The organism is Aeromicrobium sp. 9AM (assembly GCF_902506105.1).
Classification (GTDB): domain Bacteria; phylum Actinomycetota; class Actinomycetes; order Propionibacteriales; family Nocardioidaceae; genus Aeromicrobium.
Genome location: NZ_LR733303.1, coordinates 26,399 through 47,477 on the forward strand (window position 1 = coordinate 26,399; position 21,079 = coordinate 47,477).

A 21,079-nucleotide genomic window follows, 5' to 3' on the forward strand; every position below is an offset into this window, starting at 1 on the left:
GCCACGAACCTGACTGGCGAGAGCCTAGGTGCGCGGCAAGGTGAGCGTGAAGCTCGTGGGCCGATCTGCCGAGGTGATCCGCACGTCGCCACCCAGCGTGCGGGCGACGCGCCGGGACAGGGCCAGTCCCAGTCCTGCGCCGTGGGACTCGCTGCCCCGCGCGCCGGAGCGGAAGACCGACTCGGGGTCGTCCATCGTGACCCCGTCGCCATCGTCGCTGACGGTGATCTCGACCATGCGTTCGTGGGCGACTGCACGGAACCCGACGGACGTACGCGCGTGCGCGAACGCGTTGTCGACGATGGGTGCCAGCGCGCGGATCGCCAGCTCGGTCGGCACCGACATCTCCACGCCGTCGAGGCGGTCGCGCGAGATCGTCAGTCCGGGTCTGTCCGGGCGATGGTCGAGCACGGCGTCGACGAGGTCGGTCGCAGTCGTGCGGCTGTCGAGTCGGGCGTCGTTGCGGGCGATCGCGAGCAGCGAGGTGATCGTCGTGCTCATGCGGTCGACCAGCTCCACGACCCGGACGAGCCGCTCGGCGACGTCCGGGCTCGGCGAGGTCATCATGGTGAGCTCCGCCTCGCCGCGGATCGCGGTCAACGGGGTCCGGAGCTCGTGAGCCAGCTCGGATGTCAGCTGCTGCTCGCTGCGCAGTGCGCCGGCGACGCGGTCCAGGAGCACGTTGAGGGTTCGGCCGAGGCGGCCGAACTCGTCATCCGCCGCTGTGGTGTCGAATCGTGACTCGAGGTCGTGCTCGCTCCAGTCCCGGGCCTGGGCCGCCATCGACTCCACCGGACCGAGAGTGCGCTTGACGGTCCACGCGGCGATGGCCGCCGAGCCGCCTGTCACGGTCACCGCGAGCGCGAGCAGACCCAACAAGGTGAGGTTGCGGGTCGACTCGTAGGGCTCGAGCGGAGCCTCGACGACCACCACCGCCTCGACCCTTCCGTCACGACGTACGGGAGCGGCGAGGAACGAACGCTCATCCCGGTCCAACCGGGTCTCCTTGCGTACGTCGGACAGTGAGTTCGCTGTCGACGTGAGCCTCTGACCCACCCGGGGGCCTTCGACGAGGGTGCCGTCGACGGCGTAGATCCACGTGGTGTCATCGATCGTGTCGTTGGGAGTCTCCAGCGCGGTCAGCCCGCCGTCGGCGCCGACCTTGACGGTCGACGAGACGGCGGTGAGCTGATCGCGCAACCGGGCCTCGATGTTCTTGTTCGTCAAGGCCGACAGGACCAGCATGACGGTCACGACCATGGCGGCCATGGCGACTGCCGTGACGATCAGCGTCGTCCAGACGATTCGGGAGATGAGCGTGCGCTGCGCGAACCTCATCGGAGGGTGAACCCCACTCCGCGGACCGTCGTCAGCTCGACCGGCGAGTCAATCGACGCGAGCTTGACGCGAAGGCGTCGCACGTACGAGTCGATCGTGTTCTCGTTGACGATGGCGCCGTCCGGCCACGCCGCGGCCACGGCCGCTCGCCGGCGCGTGACCGCGCCGGGCTCGGCGGCGATCGCCGCCAACAGCCGGAACTCCGTCGGGGTCAAGGTGGCCTCGCGGCCATCGGCGGCGACCGAGAGCCGGTCGGGATGGAGACTCAGGCCGCTGATCGACACGGGTTCGGGCCGGCTGCGTCGACGCAGTGCGTCAACGCGCACGAGGACCTCCGAGATCGCGAAGGGCTTGACGACGTAGTCGTCTCCGCCGGCGTGGAATCCGGCGACCCGGTCATGGACGGCATCCAACGCCGTGAGGAACAGGACGGGGGCGTGCTGCCCGCCGGCCCTCAACGCCTGGCAGACATCGCGGCCGTCGGCGTCGGGCAAACCGACATCGAGGATCAACACCTCGACCCCGCTTCGTACGCCGAGGTTGTCCACCGCCTCCCGCCCGTTGCGCGCGATCACGACGTCGTGCCCGTGCATCTTGAGCGCATCGGTGAGGACGCGGCGAACGCCCGGATCGTCCTCGCAGATGCCGACCACTGTCATCTCGCCATCGTGCACCATGGCATCCAACGATCCGGCACGGTTTGCCGACGTGGTCAGGTCGCGTGCAGGTTCGAGCGAGCAGTCTGGCCGCATGACAGCCATGGCTCCCTTGGCTCACCGGACGCCGGTTGCCCGAGTCGCCGGTCTCCCCGCCTGGACGATCGGCGCCGCAGCCGCCGGTGCGGCGGCTGCCCGGCTACCGTTCCTCGGGCACGCCCCGAGCCCGGACGAAGGCGGGTTCCTGGTCGTCGCTGGTCAGTGGCATGGCGGCGGCACCTCGTTGTACGGCAACTACTGGGTCGATCGCCCACCGCTGCTCATCACGATCTTCCGGTTCGCCTCGGAGCTCGGAGGGCTCGTCACCCTGCGGCTCATCGGATGTGTGGCGGTGGCGCTCGTGGTCCTCGGTGTGGCCCGCGCAGCCTGCATGATCAGCGGCCCGGTCGCCGGTCGGTGGGCGGCGCTCACGGCCGCGGGGCTGACCCTCAGTCCGCTTCTGGGCGGGTACGAGGTCAATGGCGAGCTGCTGGCGGCCCCGTTCATCCTCGGCGGCGTCATCTGCGTGATGTCAGCCCTCCGAACGCCTGGACATCACGACGCCGTCGTGCGGTCGGCCATGGCGGGCGGTCTGGCGATGTCGGCCTTGCTGGTCAAGCAGAACCTGGCGGATGCCGCCGTCTTCGGGCTTGTGGCCTTGGTTGTTGCGGTCTGGCGCGGCGAGCTGAGCCGTCAGCGCTTCTGGGCGCTGGCTGCCGGTGCCGTGGCCGGCGCTGCGGTGGTGCTCTCCGTGGTCGCAGTCTGGACCGTCGTGCATGGGACCTCGCTCGTCGGCGTCTTCGATGCGATGTATCCGTTCCGGGTCCGCGCCGCCGCCGTACAGGCGGCGGGTGGGCGTGAGCACTCATCGGCCCGACTGCACGGACTCGTCGCCGCAGCTGTGGTCTGCGGGCTGGGATTCCTCGTGCTCGCGCTGGTCCGCCACGTGATGTCTCGGCGCCGACACGACACGGCCTTCGTCGCCCTTGTGGCGATGACGGTCTTCGCCGGTGCATCAGTCCTGCTCGGCGGCAACTACTGGCATCACTACCTCGTCGAGATGGTCGCTCCGCTCTCGATCTCCGCAGGTGTCCTGGCATCGCGACGCAGCTTCGCTGCCCGGGCAGTCACCGCGTACGTCGTGTTGGCGGCGTCTGTGGCTTGGGGTGTGAGCCTGGCCCAGCCACAGGGGACCGACGCGCAGGCCGTAGGCCAAGCCATCGCGGCGTCGTCGCAACCGGGTGACTCGATCGTGACGGCGTGGGGCAACGCCAACCTGACCTACGCGACGGGGCTGCCGTCACCGTACGTCCAGCTGTGGAGTCTGCCGGTGAAGACGATCGACCCCCAGCTGGCCGAGCTGGACGGGGTGCTCAGCGGGCCGCAGGCCCCGACGTGGTTCGTGATTCGCAAGCACGTCCGTTCCTGGGGCCTCGACACCGCACGCACGAGCTCGATCCTTGGCCAGGACTATCACGCTGTCGGCCGTATGTGTGACCACGCGATCTTCCTGCGGAACGGCGTCGACCGGCCCGCGCCGCGTGTCGTCGGCGACTGCCGCGGCACCTCCACGCTGCTGAACACCATGAAGGAGCTGGCCCAGTGACCACGATCGTCGTCATCCCCACATACAACGAGGCCCTGGGTGTCAGGACCGTGCTCGACGAGGTTCTCCGAAGTGTCCCGGACGCCGACATCCTCGTCGTCGACGACAACAGCCCCGACGGCACGGGCGCCCTGGTTGAGGCCCATCCCGCGTACCTGACTCGGCTCCTCCTCCTGACCCGTTCCGAGAAGGACGGTCTCGGAGCTGCCTACCGTGCCGGCTTCACATGGGCCTTGGCTCGGGACTACGACGTCATCGTCCAGATGGATGCGGACCTGTCCCATCCGCCCGCGAAGATCCCTGAGCTCGTCGCCGCTCTCGGGCAGGCCGACGTCGCGATCGGCTCGCGCTACGTCCGGGGCGGCGGTGTGGACAACTGGACCTGGCGGCGGCGCGTCATCTCCCGTGTCGGCAATGCGTACGTCCGTGTGGTCCTGGGGCTGCGCGTTCGGGATGCCACGGCTGGGTTCCGGGCTTTCCGCCGGGACTCACTGCTCCGGCTCGGTGTGCTGGAGTCCCAGTCGAACGGCTACGCGTTCCAGATCGAGAACACCTGGCGTGCCAGCCGTATGGGCCTGACCACGACCGAGGTGCCCATCACCTTCACGGACCGGACGGTGGGGGAGTCCAAGATGTCGACGGCGATCATCCGGGAGGCCGTCCTCCGCGTGCTGGCGTGGCGATGGCACGAGATCCGAGACCGCCGACCTGCCACAGCGACGACCCCGATGAGGCGGACCAGCGATGCCCGCTCCTAGTCGCCTGCTCGCACGACTGGCGAGTCCCGAGGTCGTCAGCTTTCTCACCGTGGGCGGCGTCGGGTACGTCGTCGACGTCACCGCCTTCAACTACCTCCGGTCCGCGCCGATCCTGATCGGGCTGGACCCGACCGTGGCCAAGGCCATCGCCGTGGGGCTCGCGATGGTCGTCACCTATCTCGGCAACCGGGCCGTGACGTGGCGTGGCGAGAGCGGTCGTGATCGTCGTCGCGAGGTCGCGCTGTTCATCGTCTTCAATCTCATCGGGCTCGGCTTCTCCATCGTCACTCTTGCGATCTCGCACGACCTGTTGGGACTCACGAGCAGGTTGGCGGACAACATCTCGGCCAACGTCATCGGCCTCGCCCTCGGCACGGCTTTCCGATACTGGTCCTACAAGCGGTTCGTGTTCGCACCAACACAGATCCTTCAGACAGACGGTCACTTCTGAGCCCAGATTGGTGTGACCTTTGTTACGCTCATCCGGGGCTGAGCCGAAAGAGGAGTGCCGAGGGTGGGAACGATGTCGCTGCCTGCTCCTCCGGAGCAGGAGCCCGAGTACGGCCACGACGCGCTGGTGGTGTGCGACAACCTCGTGCGGATCTATCAGACCGAGAGCGTCGAGGTGCAGGCGCTGCAGGGTCTCGACCTGCTGGTTCACGACGGTGAGATGGTGGCGATCGTCGGCGCCTCCGGCTCCGGCAAGTCGACACTGCTGCAGGTGCTCGCCGGTGTCGACGCACCCACAGCGGGCCGGGCGCGCGTGGCCGGACATGACCTGCTCGCACTGTCGCGCAGTGAGCGGGTCGACTACCGGCGTCGCGTCGTCGGGTTCGTGCGCCAGCAGACTGCCCGCAACCTCGTGCCCTACCTGACGGCGAGCGAGGTCGTCGACCTCCCGATGAGCATCGCCGGACGCCCTCGCGCCGACCGGCGGCGTCGTACGTCCGAGCTGCTTGAGGCCGTCGGGGTCGCGCACTGTGCCGATCGCCGGCCCGACCAGATGTCCGGCGGCGAGCAGCAACGCGTCGCGATCTGCGTGGCGCTCGCCAACGAGCCCCGCGTCCTGCTGGCTGACGAACCGACCGGTGAGCTCGACAGCGAGACGGCGCAGGAGGTCTTCGCGGCACTGCGCACCGCCAACCGTGATCTCGGCGCCACGGTCGTGATCGTGACCCACGACAACGCCGTCAGCGGCCAGGTGGCCCGCACCATCGCGATCCGCGACGGGCGTACGAGCAGCGAGGTGCTGCGCAGCCATGACGACCTTGCCGCTGGTGGGCACGCACTGGGCGAGGAGTATGCCGTGATGGATCGCGCCGGCCGGGTGCAGGTGCCGCGCGAGTTCCGCGAGGCCCTCGCCCTGACGCGCCGGGTCCGGCTCGCGCTGGAGAACGACCACGTCGAGATCCGCTCGGACGGGGAGGCCCGGTGACCGAGCCCATGGTGGCCGCCCGTGGTCTGACGCGGACGTACGGGTCCGGCCCGGGCACGGTTCACGCCCTCAAGGACGCGTCGTTCGACGTCGCGGCGGGGGAGATGGTGGCGCTGGTCGGCCGCTCCGGGTCCGGCAAGACGACGTTGCTCAACCTGCTGGGCGGACTCGACCGGCCCGACAGCGGGACCGTCCGGGTCGACGGCACCGAGGTCACCGGACTCGACGACGAGGGGTTGAGCCGGCTGCGGCGCGACTCGGTGTCGTACATCTTCCAGACCTTCGGCCTGGTGCCGGCGCTGACCGCTGCTGAGAACGTCGGCGTGCCGCTGCGGCTGCGTCGTACGCCGGCAGGCGAGCGCGAGAAGCGGGTCGCCCTGCTGCTCGACCTGGTGGGACTCCGCGAGCACGGTGCCCAGCGCCCCGGCGAGCTCTCGGGCGGTCAGCAGCAGCGAGTGGCGATCGCCCGCGCGCTGGCTGGATCACCTCGACTGCTCGTCGCGGACGAGCCGACCGGTCAGCTCGACGCCGAGACCGGCCTCGCCGTGATGGGACTGCTGCGCGGGCTCGTCGAGTCGGAGGGCGTCACCGCCGTGGTCTCCACCCACGATCCGGTGATGATGGCGCTGGCGGACCGAGTCCTCACGATCTCCGACGGTCGCCTGGGATGACGGCGCGGACCGCCCCGCCGTGCTGACCCTGGTCCTCCGGCGCACGCTCGCACAGGGTCGCTTGCTCGTCGGCGTCGTCGCGCTGGTCACCCTCGGCACGGCGTTGCTGGGGGTCGGCGCGCTGCTGATCGGACCGACCCAGGACCGCGCGTTCACGGCTGGAATGCAAGAAACCTCCGCGCAGGAGACCGAGGTGACGGCGTTCTTCGGCGGCCTCAAGGCATCGGACGAGGCCGGCGTCCACGATGCCGCGCACACGGTGATCCGCGACGCTCTCGGCGCGTTGCGTCCGACGTTCACGAGCAACGCCACGTCTCGTATGCGACGGCTGGGTGACGGTCAACGACTCGGCTATCTCGCCAGCACCACCTCGCTGCCCAAGCGTGCGGCGCTGACCTCGGGGCGCTGGGCTGCCGCTGCCGGCGAGGCGGTGATCCCCGAGGCCACGGCCAGTCGGCTCCACCTCCGCCTCGGTGACCGGATCACCCTCGGCCGGGAAATCGGGGTCGATCCGGTGCAGGACCCGGTCACGCTCGTCGTGGCCGGGACCTTCCGGGCGACGTCCAGGTCCGGCTGGGAGCGTGACCCGCTGGCGGGGAGCGGCTACAGCGCGGCCTACAGCGACGGGTCGCTGCCGAGGCTCTCGCCCGCGTACGGCCCTTTCGTGGTCGACGAGGCGACCTTCCTCGCGAGCGGATCGACGATCGACGCGTTGCAGGTGACCGGACGTCCCAGGCTCGATCGGGCGACGGACGGGTCGATGAACGCAGCCGCCAAGGCAATGCGATCGGCGGACGGGCTGTTGTCGGACCGGGTGGCTGATCGGGTGGACATCAGCCGCGTCGCATCCGACCTGCCCCAGACGCTGTCCCAGGTCCACGCCCAGCAGGCGGCAACGCGGTCGACGCTCCTCGTCGTGCTGCTGCTGAGCACGGTCATGGCGCTCACTGCACTCCTCCTGGCCGGACGGTTGCTCGGCGGCGTGCGCGCGAGCGAGCGCGCCTTGCTGGCAGACCTGGGTCTCGGCCGGGGCCAGCTGGCCGTCGCGACGCTGATCGAGGTCCTGCTCATCGCCGGAGTGGCCACGCTGCTCGCCGTGCCCACCGCGGCGTTCGCACACTCCGCCGTCACCCACCTGCCGGCCATGGCTGCCGCTGGCTTGAGCCAGGGCCCGACGGTCACGCTCGGACTCGTGCTGACAGAGGTCGCGAGCGCGATCCTGCTGGCCCTCGCGCTGGCGGTCCCCATGGTGGGCTCCGCCCGGCCCGGCCCCCGGGTGGCGAGAGTCGCCCGTTCCGGTGTCGGCGTCCTCGTCGGGGTGATCGCGATCGCCGCGTGGTGGCAGCTGCACTCCCAGCCGCCGACCGCCACCACCGACGACGCGACCCTGATCCTCGCGCCCGTCATCTGCGTCGTGGCCGTGACGGTCGCGGCCGTACGCCTCGCGCCGCTGCTGCTGGGGGTCGTGGCGCGGGTCGCGACCCGGTCGACCGCGCTGGTCCTGCCGCTCGCCACGAGCCAGGCGGCCCGGCGACCGTACGCCGGCGCCGCCCTGGTGCTGCTCGCGATGTCGGCAGCCTCGGCGACGTTCGGGCTGGCTGTGCAGGCGACGTGGGAGCGGTCGCAGCACGACCAGGCGGCGACGCGCGTCGGCACCGACCTGGCCTTCGCCCTGTCGACCCCGGCCACCGATCGCGAGGCGGCCGAGATCGTACGCTCGACCGCCGGGCTGACGACCTCGGCTGTCGTCGACCGGCCCCTCGCGCTCGGGCAGTATGTCGGCTCCGGCGACGCCGACTCGGCCCCGGTGCTGGTCGCCGCCGACTCGCGCCGGGCCGGCGCTCTGCTGCGCGGCCGGCTCGACCACGGCCGTACGTGGTCGGACATCGGCGACTTGCTTGCGCCGGGACCGGCACTCGTCGGGGTGCCGCTCTCATCCGGCGGCGTGACGGCCAAGGGCACGGCGCCTCGTGGGGTGCAGGTCGAGGTCGTCCCGACGTTGCTGGTGCAGGACGCCTCCGGATTTCGCCGGTCCGTGACCGGTGGCGCTGTCCCCCTGGACGGGCGACCGCACCCCCTCCGCCAGCTCGGCAGCCTCAAGGGAGCTCACCTGGTCGCCACCAAGCTCGCGTTCAGCGGGGGCGCCGCGTCGGGCACCGCGGACGTGACGGTCGCACTGACGGTGCGGAACGCGGAGGCCGCCGCCGGCACCGCGAAGAAGAGTCCGCAGGAGTGGAAGGTGCAGATCCTCGGCGCCCCCGACACCCCGGTCGCCGGCTCCTCGACCGAGCTGAGGTCATCGGCGAGTGCCACGACGCTCCGGACCACTGCGCAGCTCGACCTCGGCTACCTCGCGTACGCCGACGGTGAGGTGCTCGCGACGGGATTCTCCCGCCCGACCGCCGTGCCGGTCGCGGTGTCCGAGCGGCTGGCCGACGTGGTGGGCACCAAGCTCGGCGGCGGCATCACCGCGACGGTCGAGGGCGTCCCCGTGCCGCTCGAGATCGTCGCCATCGTCCCGACCGTGCCGTCCGCCCCGGGAGGCGTCGCCGTGCTCGCCGACGCCGACACGTTGTCGCGCAGCCTCATCGCCGCGGGCCACCTCGAACCGGTCGTGGACGCCTGGTGGGTGGCCGACCCGACGCCTGGGACCGTCCGCACGCTCGACAAGCTCGACCTCGGCGAGACCACCACCCGCGCCGAGGTCGCGGCCCAGCTCGAACGCGGTCCGCTGCGCGCCATGGTGCCGGCCGCGCTGGTCCTCCTCGTGGTCGCGGCCAGTCTGCTTCTGCACGGAGGTGCGGCCCTGGTGGTCGGCGCCGACCGGCCGGCACGGTCGGCGGAGGTGGCCCGCCTCCGGGCCCTCGGCCTCACCCGCCGCGAGGTGACGCGGCTCGTGCTGATCGAGCACGGCATCCTGCTCGCGCTTCTCGTGCTGGCGGGCGCGCTCGTGGGAGTCGTGGCGTCCGTGGCGCTCGGCTCGAGCCTGGTCCGCTCCGACGTCGGCGTGGCGCCCGTGCCGGCGGCCGTGCTGGTCTGGCCATGGAGTCTCGAAGTGGCCGTCGTGGCAGGAGCACTCGCCGGGTGCCTCCTCATCGCCACCGTGATCACGCTCGTCGTCGTACGCCGGTCGGGTCCGGCGCAGCTGCGGGCGGCGGACGCATGATGCCGCGGTGGCACCGGGCCAGCATCCTCGGCCGGGCGAGGAGCGACATCGGCCTGCTGGTGCTGATCGGGCTCGTGGTCATGCTCGCCACGCTGCTCACCTCGGCGGTGGCGCCGTTGAGCGAGCGCACGGCGGACCGCGCGATCGCTGCCGACGTACGCGATGCCGGTCTCAAGGGGGCGGTCGTCGCCACCATCAAGCGCCCGTACGACGAAGGCGATCCGATCCGCGACCCGAAGGCGGCGGCCGCACTGCGAGAGAGGGCGAAGAGCGCGCAGGAGGACATGCCCAACGGGCTGGCCTCCGTCGTACGTCCGGGGATCACGACGATGACCTCCCCGTCGATGCACCTGCTCGACGCAGGTCCGGGGCGCTACCTCCGGTTGCCCTACCTCACCGGGCCGCGCAAGGCCCCGGCCGTGACCTACATCTCCGGCCACGCGCCGCGACCCGGGGTTCCTGCCGCGAAGGCAGGCGTCGAGGTGGCCGTGAAGAAGTTCCCCTGGCCGGTGCAGGTCGCGCTGCCGAAGCAGGCCGCCGATGCGCTCGGACTGGCAGTGGGGGACAGGTTCGAGGCCGAGGACGAGCAGCACCGCACGGCCACGATCGTGGTCAGCGGGATCTTCGTCGCAGGCGACCCGAACGACAACGTCTGGGCCGCGGTGCCGGAGCTGCTCCACCCCGTGATCGGGCACTCCGACGTGATGACGAGCGTCTCCGCGGCAGCGATCGTCACGTCCGACTCCTTGCCCGACCTGCAGCTCGCCGTGCCCTTCGACGACCTGACCACGCGTGTCGTCTTCAGCGCGCGCCCCTCCCTCGTCCGGTGGTCGCAGACTGAGCGACTCACGCGGGCGATCGTGTCGTTGAAGGCGTCGTCGGCGCGGGGCCAGGGCGAGGTCTCGTGGGACAGCCTGCTCGACAGCGTGCTCACCGACAGCGGTGCGCGGGTGTCGGCCGCGCAGGGCCAGGCGTCGGTCCTGATCATCGGGCTGCTGACGGGCGCGATGCTGATCCTGGTGCTGGCGGCCGACCTGCTGGTCCGACGACGGAAGGGATCGCTCGTGCTGATGCGCGAGCGGGGCGCGTCGTTGCTCGGCATCTTCACCGAGCTGCTCGTCGAGGCGGTCGTCATCGCCCTCGTCGGCTCGGCGCTCGGGGTCCTCGTCACCTGGTTGGTGGTCGGCGACGTCGGCTGGCTGTGGTCGGTGCCGGTGCTGGTCGTGGCGTCCCTGGCCGGACCGGCCTTGGCCACGGCGACCGCGGCGCGTGCCGCCGACGACCGCAGGGTGCCGGCCAACCGCTCGGCACGCCAAGCGGCGATGCGGGTGCGGCAGGTGCGCCGGCTGCTGGTCGAAGGCACCGTCGTGGCCGTCGCCGTCCTGACGTACGTGGCCCTCCGCCAGAGGGGAGTCGTCGGCGACAGCGACCTGACGGCCTCGTCGGCGCCGACGTGGGCGGCGCTCGTCGGCGGACTGCTGCTCGTACGCCTGCTCCCGCCCGCGGCTCGACTGGTGCTGGCTCGGGCCCGTCGCGTGATCGGCGCCGTGCCTCTCGTCGTCGCGGCCAGGACCTCCCGCTCAGTGGGCCGGGCGCTCCCGCTCCTCGTCGTGGCGGTCACGGTCGTGCAGCTCACCACGGCGATCGCACTCGCCGCGACCGAGCAGCACGGCCAGGCCGCGGGCGCACTGCAGCTGGTCGGCGGTGACGCCAAGTGGGAGACCGCGTCCGACCGGTCGGTCGTGGCGGCGGCCAAGTCCGTCTCGACCGCGCCCGGGGTACGGGCCGCGGCCGCAGCCCGCGTGGAGGACGGCATCGGCGTCTCCTCCGGGTCGAGCGCCGCGATCGTACGCCTCGTGGTCGTCGACTCGCGGGCTTACCAGCGGGTTCTGGCGGCCAGCCCGCTGCCGGACGCACCGCAGCTCTCCCGCCTGCGCGAACGGACGAGCGGCAAGGTTCCCGTCCTGTTGCGTGGCGGCGACCGCGAGCTCCGTGAGGAGCTCCAGATCCGGTGGGAGGACGCGCCTATCCCGCTCAGGGTGGTTGGAATGGCCCCGCAGGTCGGGGACACCACCGACCCGGTGCTGATCATCGACCGCGCAGCCTTCGAAGCAGCCGGCGCGACGGCCGATCCGGGCACCGTATGGGCCGTCGGACCCGGCGCCGACTCTGCTCTGAAGGCTGTCGCCAAGAAGGCCGGGACCATCGACCTCCTCACTCAGGTCACGGACGACCGTCGCTCGGCGCCACTGGCGTCCGGCCTCGTCGACCTGGCCCGCGCCTCGTCCCTGCTGCTGATCGTGTTCGCGGTCCTCGGCGTCGCCCTCGCGGCGGCAGCGGAGGCACCGGTGCGTGCCGAGTCGCTGGGTCGGCTGCGCTCGCTCGGCCTGGACCGCCGGGACGTACGCCGGGTCCTGCTCGGTGAGCTCGTCACACCTGTGCTGCTCGGCGCGGTGGTCGGCCTGGTCCTGGGGATCGGCGCGGCGCTCGTGATGTTCGGGCCCTTGTCACTCGAGCTCGTGACGGGCCAGACCTCGACCCCCAGCCTGGTCGTGCCGTGGTGGACGGCAGTGACCGTCGTCGTCCTCGTCGTGACGGCGGTGCTCATCGCCCGCGCCGAGGCGGCTCGAGTGGGCCGCACGCCGCTCGCCGCGCTGCTCCGGGGCGGGGACCAGCGCTAGCGTGCGTTGGTGCGCGGCCAGCTGAGCAGCATCGCGTCAAGCGTCTCCAGGATCCTCTCCCAGGACTCGGCGGAGCTGGGCTCGCTGCGCTCGAACCCGCCGCCGCGCTCCAGGCTGATGAAGCCGTGGAAGATGCTTCCGAGAAGTCGTACGGCGTGCGTCTCGTCGGCATCGGTCAGGTCGTAACCCCGCAGGATCGCTCGCATCATCTGCGAGTGCCGCCGCCCGGCGTCCTCGTCGGTGACCGGCAGTCGTGCGGCGTCGTACCGACCGGGATGCTCGATGGCGTAGTCGCGGTAGACGTTGCCCAAGGCGACCAGCGCGTCCCTGCCGGACCGGCCGGCCAGCGCTTCGCCGCCCCGGTCGGCCAGGTCGTCGAGTGCCATCACGGCAATGCGATCACGCAGATCGTCCGAACCCTTGACATGCGAGTAGAGGCTGGCGACCCTCACGCCGCACCTGCGGGCGATCTCCGAGATCGTGACCTGGTCGAAGCCGAGCTCGTCCGCGAGCTCTGCACCCATGACGGCGACCTTCTCGGTCGTCAGTCCGACCCGTGGCACGGCGCTACGCCTTGACCCGGTCGACGAAGGCCGTGACGCGTTCGACGAGCGCCGGGACCCGGGTGTCGGGCATACCGGTCAACGACCGTTGGTGCGGCTTCAGTGGCACGCGTGCCCGGAGGGAGCAGGCGAAGTCGGTGCACATGTAAAGGCCGACCGCGTCTCCGCTCCGGCCGCGGGACCCGGCGCGCGGGGCCACCATCAGCAGCGAGCCGTCGGGGGCTTCCGTGGTCTGGCACAGATCGCACATGGTCTGCCTCTTGCGCGAGGCGGTGGCGCTCGGCACGCGCAGCTCGATGGAGGTCAGCTCATCGACGGTGTCAGGGCCGATGACGAGGTAGGCCCGCCGGGGCGCCTTCGGGTCGACCCAGCCGAGGAAGTCGAGATCCTCAGCGTGAGGTAGCGGCCACGGCGAGGGCAACGACATCGAGGCCATCTTGCTGCGGGATGAGTTGACGAACGCTCGCCGCAGCGCGGCCGCATCGGGGATGTCCACGCTAACCAGCATAGCAGTGTGCCTAAAGGTCTTAGGTTTGCTGATCTGCCTCCTCAGGGGGCTCGTGCGCCCCATGGGACCTATGCTGCCCGTGAGGCTCCGGCGCATGAATTCGTCAGAGCGACCCATCCTTGGTGAAGGCAGGTTCGAATGGCTGGCAAGAAGCCCATTCGATCGGAGAGCCTGATGACACGAGCTGCAGCGCATCTGCGCCTGGCCGACCCCGTGTCGGACGAGCCGTCGGCCGACCCCGATCAGCTGCTCACCCGGGTGGGCCGCGGTGACGAGCAGGCGTTCGCCGCGCTCTACGACCTGCTCGGTGCGTCGGTCTACGGACTGGCCCGCCGCGTCGTACGCGATCCCGCTCGGGCCGAGGAGATCTCGCAGGAGGTCTTCATCCAGGTCTGGCGGTCCGCCGCCCGCTTCGACACGTCGCGAGGCAGCGCGAGGGGCTGGGTGCTGACGCTGGCCCACCGCCGCGCCGTCGACGCCGTGCGCCACGACCAGGCGGCGACCAATCGCGAGAACCGCTACGACTGGTCGAGCGGTCCCGCCTTCGACCAGGTCGAGGAGACGGTCAGCACCACGCTGGAGCACGAGCAGGTGCGACGCTGCCTCGACGGTCTCACCGAGCTGCAGCGCGAGGCGGTCAATCTCGCGTACTACAACGGCCACACCTACGCCGAGGTCGCCGAAGTCCTCGACACCAACCCCGCCACGATCAAGACCCGCATACGCGACGGTCTCGTCCGGCTTCGCGACTGCATGGGAGTCCCGGCATGAGTACCGACGTCCACTCCCTGCTGGCGCCGTACGTCCTCGACGCGCTGGATCCCGAGGAGCGCAACCAGTTCGAGGCACACCTCGAGCAGTGCCCCGACTGCCGTACCGAGCTCGGTGGGCTGCAGGCGACGGCGACCCGGCTCGCCGAGTCGCAGAGCCAGGCACCTCCCGCGGAGCTGCGCCAACGGCTCCTGACGGCGATCGGGACGACCCCGCAGGAACGCCCCGTGGTCACCGCGATGAGCCAGCGCGGCGGGCTGCGGCGGAGGCTGCCGCAGCTCGTCGCCGCGGCTGCTCTCGTCCTCGCGGCCGCCGGCGGCACCGGCTACTTCGTCGAGCACAACCGCGCCGATGAGCAGCACGACCAGAACGTCGCGATCAGGGCCGTGCTCGGTGCGCCCGATGCGGACACCAAGGCACTCAACCTGCCCAACGGCGGAACGGTTCGCCTGATCACGTCCGAGAGTCGCGATTCCGCCGTCGTCGTTGCCCGGGAGCTGCCAGCTCTCGATGAGGGCAAGGTCTACCAGGTCTGGCTCATCAAGAAGTCGGCAGCAGAGTCGCAGGGCACGTTCTCGCGTTCCGGCGAGATGGTCATGAAGGACCTCGCCGACGTGGACCAGGTCGCGGTCACGGTCGAGCCGAGCGGTGGGTCCAAGAAGCCCACGACAGCTCCGGTCGTTGACGTGCCGGTCTGACCAATCCGCGCAACGATGGGCTTCGAACTCCTCGGTAGAACGGACCGCTCGGAGCAAGGAGTCGCAGCATGGCAAGACGACAGATCGCCGTCATCGGAAGTGGCGTGTCAGGGCTGACCGCCGCGTACGTGTTGCAACGCGTTGCCGATGTCACGCTGTACGAGGCGGACGGTCGGCTCGGTGGCCACGCGCACACACACGAGCTGCTCGACCCAGACGGCACCTCCCTCAACGTCGACAGCGGCTTCATCGTGCACAACCGGCAGACGTACCCGAACCTCACGCGACTGTTCGACGAGCTCGGTGTCGAGACGCAGGAGTCGGAGATGAGCATGTCGATCCGCTGCGACGGGTGCGGCCTGCAGTACGCCGGCGCACGCGGGCTCAGCGGGCTGTTCCCGACGCTGCGCAACGCGACGAATGTCCGCTACCTCTACCTCTTGACCGAGGTCGTGCGTTTCCACCGGCGGGCCCGCCGGCACCTGGCCGCGGCTGACGCCGACACGACCCTCGACGAGTTCCTGGCGCAGGGCCGCTTCAGCCGCTACTTCCGGTCGCACTTCGTCGTGCCGATGGTCGCGTGCGTGTGGTCCTGCGCGCCGGCTGAGGCCGGTGCCTATCCGGCCCGCTACCTGTTCGAGTTCCTCGCCAACCACGGCATGTTGTCCGTGCGCGGCTCGCACCCGTGGCGCACCGTCAAGGGTGGCTCGGCGAGCTATGTGGAGAAGGTCGGCAAGCAGCTGTCGGCGGTCAACCTGCTGACGCCCGTCAGCTCCGTGACCCGGACGGCGCACGGCGTACGCGTTGTCGACGGGGACGACGAGGCGGCCGACTTCGACGCGGTCGTCATCGCGACCCACCCGGACCAGGCGCTCGCGATGCTGGCCGAGCCGACCGCGGCCGAGTCCGCCGCCCTCGGTGCGTGGACGTACTCCAGGAACCGGGCCGCCCTGCACACCGACTCCTCGATCCTGCCGTCGTCCGCGCGGGCCGGCGCTGCCTGGAACTACCAGATGCCCGACTGCGAGGCCGCCGGACCGCAGGTCCACGTCACGTACGACATGACCCGCCTGCAGCGGCTGCCGGGCAGCTCGCGCTACCTGGTGTCGCTCAACGGTGACGAGTCGGTGGACGCAGGACAGATGATCGCCCAGATGAACTATGAACACCCCGTGTTCGCGCCGGAGTCGGTCGCCACGCGACCTGCGCTGCCGGCGCTCAACGACGGGGTCGTCGCGTTCGCCGGGGCCTATCACGGGTGGGGCTTCCATGAGGACGGCTGCCGCGCGGGCGTCGCCGCCGCCGCGAGCCTGGGAGCCGTCTGGTGAGCCGGAGCGAGGCGCTCGCGAGCTACGACGTCACGATCGGGCATCACCGCCGCGACGAGGTGTCGTACGCCTTCACGAACCGCGGCCGGACCTGGCTGGTCGACCTCGACGACGTGCCGCAGATGCCTCGCGGCCTGCGCAGGCTGTGCTCGTTCAGTGCCGACGACCATCTCGGCGACGGGTCGCGAACCCTGCGCGAGAACGTCGACGACTGGCTCCGCGAGCGGGACGTCGACCGGCCGGCCAGCGTCCGTATGCTCGCCAGCCCGCGCGTGCTCGGCCACGTGTTCAACCCGCTCAGCCTGTTCTACTGCCACGACGCGGACGGGACCCTCACCCATGTCGTCGCCGAGGTGCGCAACACGTACGGGGGCCGCCGCTGCTATCTGCTCGAGACGGCCGACAACAGCAGGGCGACGGTCGACAAGACGTTCTACGTCTCGCCGTTCCACGGTGTCGACGGTCACTACGAGATCAGCGTGCCGGAACCGGGACCCGAGCTGTCCGTCACCGTGACGTTGCGCAGGCCGGGCCGCGACCCGTTCGTCGCGACGATGCGCGGCACCCGGCGCCGCGACGCGAGCCTGGCCTCCGCGCTGCGGAAGCCGTGGTCGACGCGCATGGTCGGCGTCATGATCCGGGTGCACGGCATCCGGTTGTTCCTCAAGGGCCTGCGACCGACCCCGCGACCCGTTCACCAACCCGACGAGCCGGCCAGGAGCATCCGATGAGCAGCGACATCTCCGGCGACGCCTTCCGCAACGTTCTCCTCGGAGCCGCATCGGCGATCGTGCTGGCGCTGGTCATCACGTACGTGGTCGCCAAGCTGGTGCACCGCCACAACGTCATCGACGTGACCTGGGGCCTGCTGTTCTGCTGCGTCGCGGTGGCCAGCTTCGTCGGCTCTGACGGGCACGGGGACGACTGGCGCCGCTGGGTGCTGTTGGTCATCACGCTCGTCTGGGGCCTGCGACTGGCGCTCCACATGGCGGTGCGCAGCCGCGGCAAGGGCGAGGATCCGCGCTACGCCAAGATGCTCGAAGGTCGTGGCGAGGCGGCCACCGTGCTCATGGTCTACGGGCTGCAGGGCGTCATCGCCTTCATCGTCGCGATGCCGGTCGTCGTCGGATCGCTGATCGACGAGCCGATGGGCGTGCTGGCGTACGTCGGACTCCTCGTGTGGCTCGTCGGCATCGCCTTCGAGTCGATCGGCGACCGTCAGCTCGCGGCGTACAAGGCCGACCCCGATCGCGGGCCCGTGATGGACACGGGGCTGTGGCGCTACACGCGGCACCCCAACTACTTCGGCGACGCCTGTGTGTGGGTCGGCATCTTCCTCATCGCCGCCGAGCACTGGCCCGGTGTCCTGACGATCGTCTCGACGGCGCTGATGGTCTACCTGCTCGCCTTCGGCTCGGGCAAACGCGTGCTCGAGCGCCACATGGCCGAGCGCCCCGGCTACCGGGCGTACATGCAGCGCACCTCGGGCTTCTTCCCGCTGCCACCTCGCGGCTGAATCACCAGAACCCGCCGCATGCGAGGGAGAATGCGACCAGCGCCACATGGCCGAGGCGTGAGATTTGTCTAGACGAACTTCGGCGCGCCTCTACGCTTCTCCTCATGAAGTTCACCCCCAAGGGCGGTCTCACCGCCATCGCCGCTGCGGCCCTCGTTCTCACGTCCGCATGCGCCCCCGCTGACTCAGAAGGCTCCGACGGCGCCCCCAAGGCCAGCTCTGCCCTCGCCGACTGCAAGCCGGCCGACCTCCCGCTGGTCAAGCCCGGCACGTTCACGATCGCGACCGACGACCCGGCGTACGACCCGTGGTTCAGCGACAACGACCCGTCCAACGGCAAGGGCTTCGAGTCCGCCGTGGCGTACGCGGTCGCCGACAAGCTCGGCTTCGCCAAGAGCGACGTCACGTGGGTCAAGGCCGGCTTCAACCAGGCGATCCAGCCCGGCAAGAAGGCGTTCGACGTCGACATCAACCAGTTCTCGATCTCGGCCTCGCGCGCCAAGGCCGTCGACTTCTCGACTCCCTACTACTCCGCGGCCCAGGCGATCATCACGCTCAAGGGCTCGAAGTACGCCGGCGCGACGACGTTCGCCGACCTCAAGGACGCCAAGCTCGGCGCCCAGATCGCCACGACGTCGCTCGATGCGATCACCGACCAGGTCAAGCCGGCCGCCAAGCCGCTGGTCTACGACGACACGTCCAAGGCGGCCCAGGCGCTGCAGAACAAGCAGGTCGACGCGATCGTCGCCGACCTGCCGACGGCGTACTACCTGACGGCCGCCGAGATCGACGGCGGCACGATCGTCGGGCAGTTCCAGCCGACCAAGGGCAAGCAGGAGCAGTTCGGCCTCCTGTTGTCCAAGGGCAGCAAGCTGACCCCGTGCGCCAGCGCCGCGGTCGACGCCCTGGCCAAGGACGGCACGCTCGACAAGCTCAAGGACGAGTGGCTCAACCAGGCGACCGACGTCCCCGAGCTGAAGTGACCACGAGCGAGCGTCAGCTCGAACGCGACCGCTACCGCCGTCGCCGCACCCTGACCCGGGGTGCGGTGGCGGCGGTGTCGACGCTCGTCGTCATCGGGCTGCTGGTGTACGTCGTGGGCAACTCACCGGGCTGGGACCGGGTGCACCGGACGTACTTCTGGTGGCCGGATGCCAAGTCGTCGTTCCCCGAGGTCGCCCGGTCGTTCTGGCTCAACATCCGGCTGTTCATGGTCGTCGAGGTGTTCGTGCTGATCGTGGGGATCGTGGTGGCGATCATTCGAGTCGTCCCGGCCCCGGCGCTCGCGCCGATCAAGCTGCTCGCCGTGCTGTATGCCGACGTGTTCCGCGGCACGCCCACGTTGTTGATCGTCCTGCTGGTCGGCTTCGGCCTGCCGGCGCTCAACCTGACCGGCATGCCGACGAGCCTGTTCTGGCTCGGCGTCATCGCCCTGACCCTGAGCTACGGCGCGTACGTCGCCGAGGTCATCCGAGCCGGCATCCTGTCGATCCACCCAACACAGTGGGCCAGCGGCCGCGCACTCGGCATGACGTACGGCCAGACGATGCGCCACGTCGTCCTGCCGCAGGCGTTGCGCCGGGTCGCTCCGCCGCTGCTCAACGACTTCGTCTCGCTGCAGAAGGACACCGCGCTGCTGTCGACGATCGGGCTCGTCGAGTCGCTGCGAGCCGCCCAGGTCATCTCGGGCAAGGACTTCATCTTCACGCCGTACGTCGTGGCGGCAGCCTTCTTCATCGCCGCGACGATCCCGCTGGCGCGGTTCACCGACTACCTGACGGTGCGGTCGCTGCGCCGCGAGAACGGACTGATCACATGAGGAGCGCCACGTGCTGAGGGCCGAAGCGGTCCGCAAGTCGTTCAACGGCACCGAGGTGCTCAAGGGCATCGACCTCGAGGTCACCGAGGGCGAGGTCGTGTGCCTGATCGGTGCGTCCGGCTCCGGCAAGTCGACGCTGCTGCGCTGCCTCAACCTGCTGGAGCAGGTCGACGACGGCGACATCTGGCTCGGCGACGCGGAGATCACCGATCCGCGGGTCGACGTCGATGCGGTGCGGCGGCGGATCGGCATCGTCTTCCAGGCGTACAACCTCTTCCCGCACAAGACGGTCCTGGACAACATCGTGCTCGGCCCGGTGACGGTCGGCGGTCGCAGCAAGGCTGAGGCTGCTGCCACCGCGCACGAGCTCCTGACCAGGATCGGCCTCGAGGACCGGGCCGGCGCCTACCCCGATGCCCTGTCCGGCGGCCAGCAGCAGCGCGTCGCGCTGGTGCGGGCCATCGCGATGCGCCCCGAAGTGCTCCTGCTCGACGAGATCACGTCGGCACTCGACCCGATGCTGGTCGGCGAGGTGCTCGACGTCATCCGTGACCTGCGCCGCGAGGGGATGACGATCGTGATGGCGACGCACGAGATGGCGTTCGCCCGCGAGGTGGCGGACCGCATCGTCTTCATGGCCGACGGCTGCATCGAGGAGTCCGGGACGCCGGAGCAGGTGTTCACCACGCCGAAGAGCCCGAGGACTGCGGAGTTCCTGGCCCGGCACCTGGCCTGACGGCACGAGCCCGGCTCCAAGAGGAGCCGGGCTCGTGTGCGTTGACGGTCAGGCGTGTGCCGGAGCCTTGGAGCGTCGGCGGCTGCCGACGCGCTGGCCAACGGCGACCAGGCCGAACCCGACGGCGAAGATGGCGAGGGTGACCAGGCCGTACCCGACAGGCATCGTGTCCGGGTTCTTGGGGAACGCCGAGTCGTCCCCGCCGACCCACATGCGGGTCAGGTAGAGGCCCTGGAACGTGAACGCCCAGAGATAGGCGATGGCGTACGCGACGTTGGCCGCGAGGTGCGACCGCAGGAAGAACCCGAGCGGGAACGCGAGCAGGACCGTGACGATGGCGATCATGTCAGCACCTCAGTCCATCACGGCGGCGGAGCGGCGCGCCGGGGTGAACATCAGCACGAGCGAGACGATCGTGACGACGACGAACACCGCCACGAGCACCTTGACGAACGCGGGCACGTCGACGAAGAACGCCGGCAGGGCGCTGAGCACCGACAGGATGCGGGCACCGGCGGCGACCCGGATGGCGGCGAAGCTGCCGGTGCGCCAGGCCATGATCACCGCGACGATCGTGACGAGGCCGCAGATCGAGCTGAGGATCATGATCCCCATGGGCGGCCCGGTCTCGCCGTCGGGCGTGTTCTGCAGGAAGCTCGGCAGGTCGCTGAGCCCGAGCAGGCCGGCCAGTGCGAGGCCGACCTTGTTCTTGGTGGTGAGGGTCATGATGAGCTCCTTGAGTGGAAGGTGATTCCACGGTGGCCCGGCGCGCATGCCCCCGACAGGTGTG

21 protein-coding genes are annotated in these 21,079 nt (G+C 70.3%); 15 read left to right on the forward strand and 6 right to left on the reverse strand.

Annotation, left to right across the window (positions count from 1 at the left end):
- Positions 1 to 24: 24 nt before the first annotated feature.
- Positions 25 to 1,338: a HAMP domain-containing sensor histidine kinase gene (locus BOSE46_RS00125; RefSeq protein ID WP_159537098.1), complete on the reverse strand. Its 1,314-nt coding sequence runs from the start codon at positions 1,336 to 1,338 to the stop codon at positions 25 to 27.
- On the reverse strand, positions 1,335 to 1,997 hold the full coding sequence (locus BOSE46_RS00130) for a response regulator transcription factor (protein ID WP_159537100.1): 663 nt from the start codon (positions 1,995 to 1,997) through the stop codon (positions 1,335 to 1,337). The genes BOSE46_RS00125 and BOSE46_RS00130 overlap by 4 nt, the downstream gene beginning before the upstream one ends.
- A gap of 91 nt (positions 1,998 to 2,088) precedes the next feature.
- Between BOSE46_RS00130 and BOSE46_RS00135 the strand changes: the two genes are divergently transcribed.
- The 7 genes from BOSE46_RS00135 (at position 2,089) to BOSE46_RS00165 (ending at position 12,350) form a co-directional block, all read left to right on the forward strand.
- On the forward strand, positions 2,089 to 3,639 hold the full coding sequence (locus BOSE46_RS00135; protein ID WP_159537102.1) for a hypothetical protein: 1,551 nt from the start codon (positions 2,089 to 2,091) through the stop codon (positions 3,637 to 3,639).
- Positions 3,636 to 4,397, forward strand: coding sequence for a polyprenol monophosphomannose synthase (locus tag BOSE46_RS00140; RefSeq protein ID WP_159537104.1), 762 nt, complete (start codon positions 3,636 to 3,638; stop codon positions 4,395 to 4,397). Before BOSE46_RS00135 ends, BOSE46_RS00140 begins: the two co-directional genes overlap by 4 nt.
- Complete coding sequence (locus BOSE46_RS00145; RefSeq protein ID WP_159537106.1) at positions 4,384 to 4,848, forward strand: GtrA family protein; 465 nt, start codon at positions 4,384 to 4,386, stop codon at positions 4,846 to 4,848. Before BOSE46_RS00140 ends, BOSE46_RS00145 begins: the two co-directional genes overlap by 14 nt.
- A gap of 72 nt (positions 4,849 to 4,920) precedes the next feature.
- Complete coding sequence (locus tag BOSE46_RS00150; protein WP_159537108.1) at positions 4,921 to 5,832, forward strand: ATP-binding cassette domain-containing protein; 912 nt, start codon at positions 4,921 to 4,923, stop codon at positions 5,830 to 5,832.
- On the forward strand, positions 5,829 to 6,503 hold the full coding sequence (locus tag BOSE46_RS00155; protein WP_236551561.1) for an ABC transporter ATP-binding protein: 675 nt from the start codon (positions 5,829 to 5,831) through the stop codon (positions 6,501 to 6,503). Before BOSE46_RS00150 ends, BOSE46_RS00155 begins: the two co-directional genes overlap by 4 nt.
- A 19-nt stretch (positions 6,504 to 6,522) precedes the next feature.
- Positions 6,523 to 9,669 (forward strand): permease, encoded by a 3,147-nt coding sequence (locus BOSE46_RS00160; protein ID WP_159537110.1) that lies wholly within the window; start codon positions 6,523 to 6,525, stop codon positions 9,667 to 9,669.
- Positions 9,588 to 12,350, forward strand: coding sequence for an ABC transporter permease (locus tag BOSE46_RS00165; protein ID WP_159537111.1), 2,763 nt, complete (start codon positions 9,588 to 9,590; stop codon positions 12,348 to 12,350). The genes BOSE46_RS00160 and BOSE46_RS00165 overlap by 82 nt, the downstream gene beginning before the upstream one ends.
- Here the strand turns inward: BOSE46_RS00165 and BOSE46_RS00170 are convergent.
- Together BOSE46_RS00170 and BOSE46_RS00175 are read right to left on the reverse strand one after the other, a co-directional pair.
- On the reverse strand, positions 12,347 to 12,913 hold the full coding sequence (locus BOSE46_RS00170) for a TetR/AcrR family transcriptional regulator (protein ID WP_159537113.1): 567 nt from the start codon (positions 12,911 to 12,913) through the stop codon (positions 12,347 to 12,349). The genes BOSE46_RS00165 and BOSE46_RS00170 overlap by 4 nt on opposite strands.
- 4 nt (positions 12,914 to 12,917) lie before the next feature.
- Positions 12,918 to 13,409 (reverse strand): FBP domain-containing protein, encoded by a 492-nt coding sequence (locus BOSE46_RS00175; RefSeq protein ID WP_159537115.1) that lies wholly within the window; start codon positions 13,407 to 13,409, stop codon positions 12,918 to 12,920.
- A 186-nt stretch (positions 13,410 to 13,595) separates the two neighbouring features.
- Here BOSE46_RS00175 and sigK point away from each other — a divergent pair, with 186 nt between their 5' ends.
- The 8 genes from sigK (at position 13,596) to BOSE46_RS00215 (ending at position 20,289) form a co-directional block, all read left to right on the forward strand.
- Positions 13,596 to 14,192: an ECF RNA polymerase sigma factor SigK gene (sigK, locus tag BOSE46_RS00180; protein WP_159537117.1), complete on the forward strand. Its 597-nt coding sequence runs from the start codon at positions 13,596 to 13,598 to the stop codon at positions 14,190 to 14,192.
- Positions 14,189 to 14,890 carry an anti-sigma factor domain-containing protein gene (locus BOSE46_RS00185; protein WP_159537119.1) on the forward strand — a complete coding sequence of 234 codons (702 nt, stop codon included), beginning with the start codon at positions 14,189 to 14,191 and terminating at the stop codon, positions 14,888 to 14,890. Before sigK ends, BOSE46_RS00185 begins: the two co-directional genes overlap by 4 nt.
- Before the next feature lie 68 nt (positions 14,891 to 14,958).
- Positions 14,959 to 16,218 (forward strand): NAD(P)/FAD-dependent oxidoreductase, encoded by a 1,260-nt coding sequence (locus BOSE46_RS00190; protein ID WP_159537121.1) that lies wholly within the window; start codon positions 14,959 to 14,961, stop codon positions 16,216 to 16,218.
- Entirely contained in the window at positions 16,215 to 16,949 is a 735-nt protein-coding gene (locus tag BOSE46_RS00195) for a DUF1365 domain-containing protein (protein ID WP_201299457.1), read from the forward strand. The genes BOSE46_RS00190 and BOSE46_RS00195 overlap by 4 nt, the downstream gene beginning before the upstream one ends.
- Positions 16,946 to 17,734 carry a DUF1295 domain-containing protein gene (locus tag BOSE46_RS00200; RefSeq protein ID WP_159537123.1) on the forward strand — a complete coding sequence of 263 codons (789 nt, stop codon included), beginning with the start codon at positions 16,946 to 16,948 and terminating at the stop codon, positions 17,732 to 17,734. Before BOSE46_RS00195 ends, BOSE46_RS00200 begins: the two co-directional genes overlap by 4 nt.
- Positions 17,735 to 17,838: 104 nt before the next feature.
- Entirely contained in the window at positions 17,839 to 18,717 is an 879-nt protein-coding gene (locus tag BOSE46_RS00205) for an ABC transporter substrate-binding protein (protein ID WP_159537125.1), read from the forward strand.
- A complete protein-coding gene (locus tag BOSE46_RS00210) occupies positions 18,714 to 19,553 on the forward strand; it encodes an amino acid ABC transporter permease (protein ID WP_201299458.1) in 840 nt (279 codons plus the stop codon). Before BOSE46_RS00205 ends, BOSE46_RS00210 begins: the two co-directional genes overlap by 4 nt.
- A gap of 10 nt (positions 19,554 to 19,563) precedes the next feature.
- Positions 19,564 to 20,289 carry an amino acid ABC transporter ATP-binding protein gene (locus BOSE46_RS00215; protein WP_159537129.1) on the forward strand — a complete coding sequence of 242 codons (726 nt, stop codon included), beginning with the start codon at positions 19,564 to 19,566 and terminating at the stop codon, positions 20,287 to 20,289.
- 48 nt (positions 20,290 to 20,337) lie between these two features.
- Here the strand turns inward: BOSE46_RS00215 and BOSE46_RS00220 are convergent, their stop codons facing one another.
- Positions 20,338 to 20,634 (reverse strand): hypothetical protein, encoded by a 297-nt coding sequence (locus BOSE46_RS00220; RefSeq protein ID WP_159537131.1) that lies wholly within the window; start codon positions 20,632 to 20,634, stop codon positions 20,338 to 20,340.
- Between the two features lie 9 nt (positions 20,635 to 20,643).
- Positions 20,644 to 21,015, reverse strand: coding sequence for a hypothetical protein (locus tag BOSE46_RS00225; protein WP_159537133.1), 372 nt, complete (start codon positions 21,013 to 21,015; stop codon positions 20,644 to 20,646).
- Between the last annotated feature and the right edge of the window lie 64 nt (positions 21,016 to 21,079).